Raw genomic sequence first — 12427 nt, forward strand, 5'->3', positions numbered from 1 at the left:
GACACGTGTGCGCGCCGCCCGCACGAACCGGTCCCGAGGGCTCGACGGAGGGTGCGTTCCTCTATAGTTCTGCCGTTGCCCGGACCCCGGCGCGGCACCGTACGACGCGCGTGCACGCACGCCTTCAGGGAAGGGCACGTACGTGCTGATGGACACGAGCGAACCCGAGTACGCCTCGGTTCTGGTGGATGTCGCCCACGTGCCCATGGACGCGCTCGACGAACTCCCGGAGACGGCGCTGGCGGCGGTACTGCGGGAGCTGCGGCAGCCGTCGGCGGAATCCTTCGCGGCCTTCGAGTCGGCACTCTAGGGCTGTTGCCGGGGCGGTCCGTCGGGTGACCCGGGTGCTGCGGTCCGTCGGGTGACCAGGGCGCTGCGGCCCGTCGAGCGTCGGCGCGGTCTCCGGCTCGTTCGTCCCGTCCGGGCCGACGCCCACCACCCCGTCCCTCGGTTGCCCGACAGGCGGCTCACCAGGGGACCGGGCCGTGCTCGTCGAAGAAGCCGCCGGTCGGCCCGTCGTCGGGCAGCGTGGCCAGCCGGACGACCACGGCCGCGCCGTCGGCCGCGGTGCGGGTGAGGCCGGGGAACGCGGTGGTGAAGTCCGTCGCGCACGGCCCCGGATCGGCGGCGTTGACCAGGATGTCGCGGCTGCGCAGATCCTTGGCGTACTGCACGGTCAGCGAGTTGAGCGCGGTCTTGGACGGGACGTACGCGGCCAACGGGGGCCGGGTGGTGAAGTAGTCCTCGGGATCGGTCATCCGGGTGAGGGAGCCCAGTCCGCTGCTGACGTTGACGATCCGGGCGGCGGGGGAGCGGGCGAGCAGCGGCAGCATCGCGGTGGTCACGCTGATCACGCCGAACACGTTGGTCTCGAACACCTCGCGTACGGCGGACAGTTCGGCACTGCCGGGGCTCTGGGCGGCGAGGTCGCCGGAGATGCCGGCGTTGTTGACCAGGATGTCCAGCCGGCCGAAGCGCTCCTCGATCCAGCGGGCGGCGGACAGGACGCCGGCGCGGTCGGTGACGTCCAGGGTGACCGGGTGCACCCGTGGGCCCAGTTCGGCCGCGACCGCCGCACCGCGGTGCGGGTCGCGCGAGGCGAGCAGGACGTTCGTGCCGAGCGAGGCGAGCTGGGCTGCCACCTCGCGCCCGATGCCCTTGTTGGCACCGGTGACCAGGGCAGTCGTGGTGTCTGTCATGCGTTCAGCCCATCACGGGGGCGGCCGGGAGCGCCAAGACCGATCAGGTGCGCGGCGATACCGTGAGGGTATGGAAAGACTGGAGGTCCGCGACTTCGTCTACTTCACCGCTGTCGCCGAGGAACTGCACTTCGGTCGGGCGGCCGCCCGGCTGGGGATGACCCAACCGCCGCTCTCCCGCGCCATTCGGCAGCTCGAACGACGGCTGGGCGTAGCCCTGCTGGAACGTGGCGGTCGCCGGGTCGCACTGACCGAGGCGGGGGCCGTCCTGCTCCGCGAGAGCCGTACCGTGCTCGACGCCGCGTCGGCCGCGGCGCGCCGCACCCGGCGGGCCGGCCGCGCCGACCCGCGTCTGGTCCTGGTCATCAAGCCGGGCGGCGACGGTGGCCTGCTGCCCGCGATCCTCGACGCGTATCAGGCTGAGCCGGGTGCGCTGCCGGTCGAGCTGGTGTGCAGCTTCGGCGAGCGTGAGGTCCTCCTGCGGGAGGGCCGTGCCGACGCCGCCCTGCTTCACCGCCCCCATCCCGACCTCACCGGCCTGGACACCCAGGACCTCCTGACCGAGACTCAGCTACTCGTGATACCGGGTTCGCACCGCCTCGCGGGCCGTACCCGGGTCTGCCTGGACGACCTCGCCGAGGAACCCCTGCCGCGCTGGCCGGACGTATCCGAGGGTGGCTCACACGGACCCGAGATCCACGACCTCGGGCAGCTTCTCCACCTCATCGCCCTGCGCCGCATGGTCGCCGTCCTCCCCTCCTCCATCCGCGACCAGCTCCGCGACGACCTGGTCGCCGTCCCGGTCGACGACGCCGAGCCCACCACGCTCGTCCTCGCCTGGCCCGAGCACGCCACCTCCCCGGCCCTGGCCGCCTTCGTCCGCGCGGCCACCGCCGTGGCGGGCGCGGCGACGGGCCACGGCGGGTAGGGCGGGGAGACACGCGGGGGCAGGTTCCCCCACGACGGACTCTGGCGTTGTCCGGTCACCCGGCATACCGTCAATTGCCGTGCGGCACGGGCCCGGTGAGGGTAGAGCGGTGAGCGGCATGGGTATGAAGGTGCCGCGTACGTGTCCCCGGCCCGGCGAGCCGTCGGTGGCCGAGCGAGGGGCGGTGGGGGTTGGGGGGTGCCCTTGGAGCTGGAGTCGTACTTCTTCCTCAGCTATGCGCGCCAGGACGACCGCGATGACGTCTTCGTGAGCCGTTTCTACGAGGACCTGGTGGCCGAACTGGACCGCCTGGGAGAGGATTGCAGCAGACAGCGCCCCTTCCGGGACGTGGAGCGGCTGGCCCTCGGCGCGGACTGGGAACGCACGCTCGGCCGGGAAGTGGGGCACTGCCGCGCCATGGTCGCCCTGTGTTCCCCCTCCTATGTGCACAGTCTCTACTGCGGCAAGGAGTGGGCGGCCTTCCAGTCCCGGCTGGAGGACTACCGGGCGCGCACCGACATCGACGCACGCGCCCTGATCCCCGTCGTCTGGGCCCCGCTGCGCGGTCCGGTCCCCGAGGTGATCAACCGTTACCAGTACTCCGAGCACGAACTGGGCCGGGAGTACGCCGAGCAGGGCCTGATGAGCCTGCTGCGCGGTGACCCCGCCGCGTACCGCAGAGCACTGCGGCTCATCGCCAGACGTGTGCAGTACGCCGCCGGATCGTTCCGGCTGCCCACGGTCAAGGGACTCGACCTGGGCGCCGTGCGCAGCCCCTTTCCGGCCCAGAGCACGATGGCACCGCCTGGACGGAGTACCGGCCACGTACGTCTCTTCGTGGCGGCGGGAGCGACCGACGCCCTTCCCGCCGGCCGGCGGCGGCACGAGTACTACGGCCGCTCACCACTCGACTGGACGCCCTACCACCCACCGGTCCACCCCACCGTGGCGCACCGCGCCCAGCGGGTGATCCTCGAGGAGGAGTACACCTCCAGCATCGAGGTCGTCGACGACACGCTCGGCAGCAAGCTCGACGAGGCGATGGGGGAGAACCAGCCCAGCGTGCTGCTGGTCGACGCCTGGGCCGCGCGCGGGGCGCCGTACCGCGCGCCGCTGTCCGACTACGACCGGCAGAACCACCCTCTCACCGGGGTCCTGATGCCCTTTCACCAGTCGGACGACGAGTCCGGCGACGGCGGACTGTGGGAGGACGTGCGCCAGGTCTTCCAGCGCAACTGGATGCGGCGCAACGACCCGTACGACCGTCTCTTCCGGGTCCAGGTGGACAAGGAACACTTCGACGACCGGCTCGCCGAGATGGTGATCGTGGCACACAGCCGGCTGATGGAGAACGCCGTTCCCCGACGGCTGCCCGCCGGACCGCCCGCACCGCCGATGCCGGGACTCAACGTCCCCGCGCAGCCCCCTCCCCTCGCAGAGGACCCCGAACGATGACGACTGAGGCCGGTACCCGGCGCAACGGGCGGATAGTGACGTTCTACTCGTACAAGGGCGGAACGGGACGCACCATGGCACTGGTCAACGTCGGCTGGATCCTGGCCAGCAACGGCCTGAGGGTGCTCCTCGTCGACTGGGACCTCGAGGCTCCCGGCCTGCACCGGTACCTGCGGCCGCTGTTCGTCGACTCCGAACTGCGGCGCAGCAACGGCCTGATGAACATGATGACGTCCTACGTCGGGCAGGTCATGGGCTCGGGAGAGCCCGCCCCGCCCGCGGACGGCACCGCCGCCGCGGGGGACACGGTCATCGAGAGCGAGGAGTGGCTGCGCTCCTGCGCCCGCCTGCGCCCGTACACCACCGGGCTCGACCTGACCCTGCCGCCCGGCGGGCGCCTGGACTTCCTCCCGGCGGGCCGGCAGAGCGCCTCCTACTCCGCCGCCGTCACCACCTTCGACTGGCACCGCTTCTACGACCGGCTCGGCGGCGGCTCCTTCCTCCAGGTGCTGCGCGAGGAGATGAAGGCCGAGTACGACTACGTCCTCATCGACAGCCGCACCGGCGTCAGCGACACCTCCGGCATCTGCACCATGCTGCTGCCCGACGTGCTGGTGAACGGCTTCGCGCTGAACCTCCAGAGCATCGGCGGCTGCGCCGAGGTCGCCGCCTCGGTGACCACGTCCGCCCCGCACCCGGTGCGCATCCTGCCGGTGCCCATGCGGGTCGAGGACGCCGAGCAGGAGCTGCTCCAGCAGGGCAGGGACTCCGCGCGGGCCGCGTTCGCGCCGTACCTCTCCTGGTTGGACAAGGACAACCGGGAGAAGTACTGGGGGGAGGTGGAGATCCCCTACAAGACCTACTACGCCTACGCCGAGATCCCGGCCACGGTGGGCGACCGCCCACTCCAGGCGGGGTCACTGCTGGCCGCGTTCGAACGGCTCACCGCGTGGATCACCGACGGCCAGGTGCGCGGCCTGAAACCGCAGCCCGCCGAGGAGCGGCGACTGCTCAACGCCGAGTACCGGCGTGACCCGCGCGCGGTGCCGCCCCGCTTCTACATCAGTTACGCCCCGACCGACCGGATGTGGGCCGAGTGGGCGGCCGGCCACCTCCGGGCGGCCGGGTACCGGGTGTCCCTGCACGGTACCGTGGAGCCCCTGAACAGCATCCCCGCCGAGGCGACCGCCGTTCTCGAGCGGCGGGGCCGGCTCCTCGCGCTGCTCTCCCCGGACTACGTCCACCAGCCGCGCGCCGCCGACGTGTGGTCCCGGGTGACCAGCCGCGAGTCGGCCGGAGTGCCGGCGCTGGTGGCGGTCCGCGTCCAGGAGCCGGACGGCTCCGGCCCCACCGACGGACTCTTCGACGACCGCCTCAGCACCGACCTGACTCGCTGCACCCCGGAGGATGCCGCCCGCAGGCTGCTGGAGGCCGTCGGTTCGGCCTCGACACCGCGAACCCCGGCCGCGGGCGCGATCCCACCGCCGTTCCCGGCCGCCACGCCGACCGTGTGGCGTGTCCCCGCGCGCAATGTCGCCTTCACCGGACGCGGCCCCCTCCTCGAAGAACTGCGTGACCGATTCGCCACCGGATCCCGGCAGGTGCCCCAGGTGCTGTACGGGCTGGGCGGGGTGGGCAAGACACAGATCGCCCAGGAGTACGCCTACCGTTTCAAGGCCGCCTACGACGTGGTGTGGTGGCTGCCCGCGGCCCAGCCCCATCTGATCCGCCCGGCGCTGGCCGACCTCGCCCCCCGGCTGGGGATCGAGGCCGGGGAGGACACGGCCGGCACGGCGGAGGCCGTGTTGCGCGCACTGCGGGAGGGCCGGCCGTACAAGCGCTGGCTGCTCATCCTCGACAACGCCGGACGGCCCGAGGTGCTCGAGGAATTCCTGCCCGGCGGGCCGTCCGGCGGCCACGTCCTGATCACCTCCCGTGACCGGACGTGGGTCAACAGCGCCGGCCTCGTCGACGTCGACGTCTTCCAGCGCCGCGAGAGCCTGGAACTGCTCCACCGGCTCAACCCCCGGCTGCCGGCGCCCGAGGCCGAGCAGGTCGCCGTCCGGCTCGGCGATCTGCCGCTCGCGGTCGGCCAGGCCGCCGTCTGGCTCAGCGACGGCAGCATGCCGGTGTCGACCTACCTCGCCCTGCTCGACGACCGTCTCACCGAGGTCCTGAACGACACCCGGCTGCCCGAGCGCGACTATCCGCGCTCCGCCGCGGCGACATGGCGACTGGCCGTGGACGAACTGCGCCGGGTCAACCCGCCGGCTGCCGAGATGCTGGAGATCTGCGCCTTCTTCGGCCCCGATCCCATCCCCATGCGCCTGCTCTACGGCCGCGCCGTCACCGAGGCCCTCACCCTGGGCGAGGGGGACCCGCGCGACGAGATGACCATCGCGCTGCTGCTGCGCGCCATCAACCGTTTCGGCCTGGCCAGGAGCGACCAGACGAGCGCCACTCTCACCGTGCACCGGCTGGTGCAGGCGGTCATCCGGGACCAGGTGCCCAAGGAGCACAGATTCAGGATCCGCGCGGTGGTGCACGCGGCCCTGGTCGAAGCCGCCCCCGGCGACCCGGACATACCGGCCAACTGGGAGCGTTACGCGGAACTCCTGCCGCATCTGCAACCGTGCCGGGCCGCCAAGAACCCCGACCGGGAAGTCCGTAAATGGATCACCGATTCGGTGCGCTACCTCTGGAAGCGCAGTCTGTTCACGGCCGGACTGGACCTCGCCGGAACCACCCTGGCCACCTGGGAGGAGCGCGGCATCGGACACCCCGACGACCCGCAGACCCTCATGCTCCGCACCCAGCAGGGCAATCTGCTGCGCTCCCAGGGCAGACTGCTGGAGTCCTACGCGATAGACCAGGACACCTTCGAGCGGTTCCGGCGCACCCGGGGGGCCGAGTACGCCCACACCCTGATCGTCGCCGGCAGCGTGGGCGCCGACCTGCGCGCCCTCGGCCGCTACCGGGAGGCGCGCGAACTGGACCGGGAGACGCTGGCCGCCGCCCGGCGGGTCCTGGGGGACGACCACCCCCGCACCTCGATGTACACCAACAACCTCGGCATGTCGGAGTACCTGGCGGGCGACCGGCAGGAGGCCTTGCGCCTGCACCGCGGCGTCTACCGGCAGCAACGCGAGACCTACGGACCCGAGAACCCCTACACCCTCACCCGCGCCGACAACTACGCCCGCGATCTGCGGGAGACCGGAAGTCTGCGCACCGCCCTCGAACTGCTGGAGGGCACCGTGCAGTTGTGTGCGCGGACCTTCGGCGACAACCACAACGACACCCTGCGCGTCCGCAAGAACCTGGCCGTGGCCCTGCGCAGGAACGGCCAGTACCAGCAGGCCGAGGAGATGGACGAGGAGCTGCACAACCGCTACGTCGCCGCCCACGGCCCCGAGCACGCCGACACCCTCGCCGCCGCCTGCAATCTCGCCGCCGATCTCGCCGCCCTCGGCAACACCGCGCGCGCCGTCGAGCTCGCCGAGCGCGCCATGTCCCGCTACGAGACCTACCTCGGCGCCGAGCACCCCGTCTCCCTCGCCTGTGCCAACAACCTCTCCGTCTATCTCCGCCTCGAAGGGCACACCGCGCGGGCGCGGGAGATGTCGGGGCGGGCGTGGGAGCAGATGACGCGGGTGCTGGGCGAGAAGCATCCCTACACCCTCAGCTGCATGGTCAACCACGCCAACGACCTCGCGCTGGCCGGGGCCACCGACCCCGGCTGCTTCGTGGCCGCCGCCGAACTGGACGTGCGAGCCCACGACTTCTTCGTCGAGGTGCTCGGCACCGACCACTACGACACCATCGCCGTCACCGCCAACCTCGCCCTCAGCCTGCGCGCCGTCGGCCGTACCGAGGAGGCGGACGCGCTGGCCGCGGAGGCCCTGCGGCGGGCCCGGGAGACGCTGGGGGAGGACCACCCCACCACCCGGGCCGTGCTCGCCGGCGCCCGGCTCGACTCCGACATCGAGCCGCCGACGACATGAGCCGGACGGACGCGGCACACACGTGCGCCAAGTTCCGCGCGGTCACGCGCCCTTGGACCCCGTAAGGTGACGCCGTCACTGACGCCCCACCAGAGCGACCGATGCCGATGCACGCCACCCGCTCCCTGAGCCCCGGGCCCGGCGGCCCGGACGACGACCCCGCCGCCGGGCACGGACCCCTCGTGCCGTTCCGCCAGTTCCTGCTGAAGATCCACAGCCGCTGCGACCTCGCCTGCGACTACTGCTACATGTACGAGGCCGCCGACCAGAGCTGGCGCGGCCGCCCCCGCCACATGGAGCCCGGCACCGTCCGCCGCACCGCCGCCCTGATCGCCGCGCACGCCCGCGAGCACCGCCTGGCCGAGGTCCGCGTCGTGCTGCACGGCGGGGAGCCGCTGCTCGTCGGGGCCCGCCGGCTCGACGAACTGCTCGGCATCCTCACCCACGCCCTCGACGGCGTCACCGCCCCCCGCTTCGTGCTCCAGACCAACGGCGTGCGGCTCGGGCAGGATCCCGCGCTTCTGGACGTGCTGGAGCGGTACGGCGTACGGGTCGGCGTCAGCCTCGACGGGACCGCCGCCGACCACGACCGGCACCGCCGCCGGGCCGACGGCCGCGGCAGCCACGCCGCCACCGTCCGCGCCCTCGACCTGCTCGCCGCCGGCCCGCACCGGCACCTGTACGCGGGTGTGCTGTGCGTCGTCGACCTGGCCGCCGACCCCGTGGAGACGTACGAGGCGCTGCTCGCGCACACCCCGCCCCGCCTCGACCTGCTGCTGCCGCACGCCACCTGGGACGCCCCGCCGCCGGGTCTGGGGGACCGTACGACCCCGCCCGACCGGCCACCGGCGCCCCCCTACGGGCCCACCCCCTACGGCGACTGGCTGTGCGCCGTCTTCGACCGCTGGTACGGCGCCCCCGTGCGCGAGACCGGCATCCGGCTCTTCGAGGAGATCATGGTGCTGCTGCTCGGCGGCACGGCACGCAGCGAGGCGGTCGGGCTGACCCCCGTCGACCTCGTCGTCGTCGAGACCGACGGGACGATCGAGCAGGCCGACTCGCTCAAGGTCAGCTATCCGGGCGCCCCCGAGACCGGCCTCGACGTGTTCCGGAACACCTTCGCCGAGGCCGCCCGGCACCCCGCCTTCCGCGCCCGGCAGCGCGGCACCGCCGGGCTCGGGCCGGTCTGCCGCGCCTGCCCCCGCGCCCGCGTCTGCGGCGGCGGCCTCTACGCGCACCGCCACCACCCCGGCGCCGCCCCGCCGTTCTCCGCGCCCTCCGTCTACTGCCACGACCTCGCGCTCCTCGTCGACCACATCGCCGCCCGCGTCCGGCGGGACGTCGCCCGGCTCACCGGCGGCACGGAAGACCCGGAGGCGGCCGGGCGATGAGCACCATGGACACCCACAGAAGCGCGGACGCCCGCCTGGCCCGCCATGTCGTCGGGCGTGAGGACTTCCTCGCGCTGGCCCGCGCCCGCGGCGGTGCGCCCCGCGTCGCCCTGCTGCGCGACGGACAGCTCAGCAAGCGGATGCTGCTGGTGCGCGCGCTGCGGGAGGCCGTCGGGGAGCCCGTGGAGGACGCCTACCGGCGGCTCGTCGCGCTCAACCGCCGCGACCCGGCGGCCTGGCGCGCGGTCATGCTCCAGCCCTACCTCGACGAGGGCGTCGCCCGCACCCTCACCGCCCCGGAACGCGGCGAGAGCGCCGACACCTCGTGGTTCGACCGGCTGGTGCGCGCCCCGCACGCGCCCGACGGAACGCCCTGGCCCCGGGTGCGCACCGAGTGCGACGGCCGCGTCCTGGACGTACGGCTCGCCGACCGCGGCCCCTTCCGCGACGCCCACGGGCACGTCCTCGCCGCGCCCCTCACCGACCGGGAACGGGAGCGCTGGGCGGCGACGCTCGCCGCCGCCTGGCGGATCCTCGTCCATCGGCACCCCTGGCACGCCGACGCCGTCGCCGCCTGTCTGACCACCCTCGTCCCGCTGGAGCCGGGCCCCGACGGCGGCGGCGTCAGCTCCGCCGCCCGGCGCGCGTACGGGGCCGTCGCCGCCTCCCTGCCCGACGACCCCGTCCTGCTCGCCCTCGGCCTCGTCCACGAGTTCCTGCACGTCCAGCTCGGCGCGCTGCTCGACCTGGTGCCGCTGCACGGCCCGCCCACCGCCGCCCGCCACCACGCCCCCTGGCGCCCCGACCCGCGGCCGGCCGGCGCGCTGCTCCAGGGCACGTACGCGCACCTCGGCGTCACCGACTTCTGGCGCGCCGAACTCGCCGCCGGCACCGGCGGTGCCCGCGCCCGCCGCGAGTACGACACCTGGCGCGGCCACACCGACACCTCCGCCGGCACCCTGCTCGGCAGCGGCGAACTCCTGCCCGCCGGGGAACGGTTCGTCACCGAACTGCGCCGCGCGGTCCGCCGCCCGGACCCCGGGGCGGCACACCGGGCCGTCCTGTACACCCGCGACCAGCTCGCCGCCGGCCTCCGGGCCCTCGGGCTCGCGAGCGGCGACACCGTGCTCGTGCACTCCTCCCTGCGCGCCCTCGGACCCGTCGAGGGCGGCGCCGAGACCGTCGTGGACGCGCTCCTCGACGTCCTCGGCCCGGCCGGCACCCTCGTCGTCTACACCCAGACCCCCGACAACTCCGACCCCTCCCGCTGGCCGCACACCCGCGGCTACGCCGTCCCCGAGGAACAGTGGGACCAACTGCGGGCCGCGATGGCCCCGTTCGACCCGGACACCACCCCCGCCTACGGTGTCGGCGTGCTCCCCGAGACCGTACGGGCGCGGCCCGGCGCCCTGCGCAGCGCGCACCCGCAGAGCTCCTTCACCGCGCTCGGCCCCCGCGCCCGCGCGCTCACCGCCGGCCACGCCCCCGACTGCCACCTCGGCGAACGCTCCCCGCTGGCCCGCCTGGAGGAGGCCGGAGCGCGGGTGCTGCTGCTCGGGGTGGGCTGGGAGGTGTGCACGGCGTTCCACCTCGCCGAGTACCGGGTGCCCGGGCGGCCCCGGCAGACGTACTCCTGCGTCGTCGGCGACGGGCGGGGCGGCCGCGCCTGGTACGCGTACACCGACGTGCGCCTCGACTCCTCGCCGTTCGCCCGCGTCGGGGCGTCCTACGAGGCCGCCGGGGACCTCGCGCGGGGGCGGGTCGGCGGCGCCGAGGGGCGGCTGTTCGCTCTGGCGCCGGCCGTCGCCCACGCCACGCGGTGGCTGACGGCGACGACGGACCGCCCCGCCGTCCCCGGAACGGATGGTTAGGCCGACCCACGTCTGGCGCCCGCCCGGCGACGGCGCGACCATGGTGGGTCCGAACGGAGGCCGCAACGGGGGGCCCGGACAACGGAGTTGGTCGACGTGCTGGACGACAGGGCGCTGCCGCCGCTATTCATCGAGAACGACCGCTGGGCGCTGAGCCGGCAGAGCGAGGCCTTCCGGGCCACCCGCACCCAGCTCACCGTACTTCTGTCGGGCACCGCCGCCGCCACGCTCACCGAGCACTGGGCGGGCCGCTTCTGGGCGACGCTCGCCGCCCTGTGCTACGCGCTCGCGGGCATCCTCGGCCTGTACACCGCGCGCCGCAGGGCCCGCGCCCACTGGCAGGCGCACCGCGCGGCCGCCGAGGTCGTCAAGTCGCTGGCCTGGCAGTACATGGTGCACGGGGGGCCGTTCCACACCGGCGTCGTCGACCCGGACGGGCTGTTCGCCGAGCGGCTCGCGGACCGGCTGCGGGAGCTGCGCAAGGTCGGCTGGGAGGACCACGGCGGCGGCACCGGCGGGCTCGCCCTCGTCCGCATCGCCGAGCAGATCACCCCGCAGATGCGCACCGTGCGCGCCAAGCCGTTCGAGGCCCGGCGCGACTACTACGTGCGCGAACGGGTCCTGGAACAGCTCGTCTGGTACGGGAAGCGGTCCGCGCAGGCCCACCGCGCCTCCTCGCGCTGGTCGGCCGCGACCGCCGTCCTCACCGCGCTCGCGCTCGTCACGGCGGCGCTGCGGGCCTACGGCGTGCTCGGCAACTGGGACCTGACCGGACTGTTCTCCGCCGCCGCGGCGGCCGGGGTGGCCTGGCAGGAGGTGCGCAGACACCGCCCGCTGGAGTACGCGCACGCCCTCATCGAACAGGACCTGGACACCGCACGCCTCGCGATGGGCACCACCGTCACGGAGGACGGCTGGGCCGACGCGGTCGCCGACGTGGAGCGGCTGTGCAGCCCGCAGCACACGGACTGGCTGGTGCGGTTCGGGTCGTGAGGGCGCGCCCTCGGACCGAGGTTCACGCGCGGGTGACGCCCGGCCGCCACAGCACCCGTACGGGAACGCCCGTACTGCGCGCGTACGCCACCACGTCCGCGGTGCCGCCCAGACCCCGCGCGGGGTGCCCGTCCCAGACGGCGATCAGCCGGTCGGCGTGGTCGACGATCCAGCGGCCCGCCGCGTAGTACGCCTCCTCGTGCGTGGGCTCGCGGGGCAGCCGGACGTGTTCCGCGCAGGCGGCGAGCAGCCGCCGGTAGGCGCCCCGCACCCGCTCGTCGCCGAGGTGCGCCTCGTAGTCCATGCCGGGGATGACGGCGGTCACCGGGACGCCGTGGTCCAGCGCGAGCTGGGCGAAGAGCTGGTCGCTGCCGGCGGCCAGCGCGCTGAGCGCCTGCGCGGCCGGCTCCGCGTTCAGCTCCTTGAGCTCCGCGACGATGCCGGCGCGCACCGCGGGCAGCGCGGCGGCGGGAACGCAGCGGTGCCCGGTGATACCGATCCGGGGCACGGACACCACCTCCGCGGCATGGTCGTCACGTGCACCTTAACGGTCACCCGCCCCCGGAACCTATCGCTCACCCCCCGG

Annotated in this window: 9 protein-coding genes and 1 pseudogene; 8 read left to right on the forward strand and 2 right to left on the reverse strand. The window is 73.9% G+C overall.

Translation table 11 applies throughout. The features are described 5' to 3' along the window. Positions 1-148: 148 nt before the first annotated feature. Positions 149-310, forward strand: a complete 162-nt coding sequence (gene fxsA, locus IO29_RS36025) for an FxSxx-COOH cyclophane-containing RiPP peptide (protein ID WP_234307635.1) — start codon at positions 149-151, stop codon at positions 308-310. A 157-nt stretch (positions 311-467) separates the two neighbouring features. Here the strand turns inward: fxsA and IO29_RS22595 are convergent, their stop codons facing one another. Then, complete coding sequence (locus IO29_RS22595) at positions 468-1199, reverse strand: SDR family oxidoreductase (RefSeq protein WP_030382089.1); 732 nt, start codon at positions 1197-1199, stop codon at positions 468-470. Between the two features lie 70 nt (positions 1200-1269). Between IO29_RS22595 and IO29_RS22600 the strand changes: the two genes are divergently transcribed. The 7 genes and pseudogenes from IO29_RS22600 to IO29_RS22625 all read left to right on the forward strand — a co-directional run bounded on the left by IO29_RS22600 (position 1270) and on the right by IO29_RS22625 (position 11841). Further along, positions 1270-2127, forward strand: coding sequence for a LysR family transcriptional regulator (locus IO29_RS22600; RefSeq protein ID WP_030382090.1), 858 nt, complete (start codon positions 1270-1272; stop codon positions 2125-2127). 198 nt (positions 2128-2325) lie between these two features. Further along, entirely contained in the window at positions 2326-3582 is a 1257-nt protein-coding gene (locus IO29_RS22605) for a TIR-like protein FxsC (protein WP_051707655.1), read from the forward strand. Further along, entirely contained in the window at positions 3579-7586 is a 4008-nt protein-coding gene (gene fxsT / locus IO29_RS22610; RefSeq protein WP_030382092.1) for an FxSxx-COOH system tetratricopeptide repeat protein, read from the forward strand. Before IO29_RS22605 ends, fxsT begins: the two co-directional genes overlap by 4 nt. A gap of 107 nt (positions 7587-7693) precedes the next feature. Next, entirely contained in the window at positions 7694-8977 is a 1284-nt protein-coding gene (locus IO29_RS22615) for an FxsB family cyclophane-forming radical SAM/SPASM peptide maturase (RefSeq protein ID WP_033225753.1), read from the forward strand. Positions 8978-9225: 248 nt separating this feature from the next. Next, positions 9226-9930 (forward strand): annotated as a pseudogene (locus tag IO29_RS39615) (aKG-HExxH-type peptide beta-hydroxylase); the annotation flags it as partial. A 108-nt stretch (positions 9931-10038) separates the two neighbouring features. Continuing rightward, positions 10039-10848: an AAC(3) family N-acetyltransferase gene (locus IO29_RS39620; protein WP_051707672.1), complete on the forward strand. Its 810-nt coding sequence runs from the start codon at positions 10039-10041 to the stop codon at positions 10846-10848. Between the two features lie 99 nt (positions 10849-10947). Continuing rightward, positions 10948-11841, forward strand: a complete 894-nt coding sequence (locus IO29_RS22625) for a DUF4231 domain-containing protein (RefSeq protein WP_030382095.1) — start codon at positions 10948-10950, stop codon at positions 11839-11841. Positions 11842-11863: 22 nt separating this feature from the next. On the opposite strand, the gene IO29_RS22630 is transcribed toward IO29_RS22625, so the two are convergent. Continuing rightward, positions 11864-12349, reverse strand: a complete 486-nt coding sequence (locus IO29_RS22630) for a hypothetical protein (protein ID WP_030382096.1) — start codon at positions 12347-12349, stop codon at positions 11864-11866. Between the last annotated feature and the right edge of the window lie 78 nt (positions 12350-12427).

Origin of the sequence: Streptomyces sp. NRRL F-6676 (assembly GCF_000725625.1) — a bacterium.
GTDB lineage: Bacteria > Actinomycetota > Actinomycetes > Streptomycetales > Streptomycetaceae > Streptomyces.

Excerpts from the sequence above, each read along its gene's own strand:
- fxsA (WP_234307635.1), top strand. The coding sequence starts at position 149 with ATGGACACGAGCGAACCCGAGTACGCCTCGGTTCTGGTGGATGTCGCC.
- IO29_RS22600 (WP_030382090.1), top strand. The coding sequence starts at position 1,270 with ATGGAAAGACTGGAGGTCCGCGACTTCGTCTACTTCACCGCTGTCGCC.
- IO29_RS22595 (WP_030382089.1), bottom strand. The coding sequence starts at position 1,199 with ATGACAGACACCACGACTGCCCTGGTCACCGGTGCCAACAAGGGCATC.
- fxsT (WP_030382092.1), top strand. The coding sequence starts at position 3,579 with ATGACGACTGAGGCCGGTACCCGGCGCAACGGGCGGATAGTGACGTTC.
- IO29_RS22615 (WP_033225753.1), top strand. The coding sequence starts at position 7,694 with ATGCACGCCACCCGCTCCCTGAGCCCCGGGCCCGGCGGCCCGGACGAC.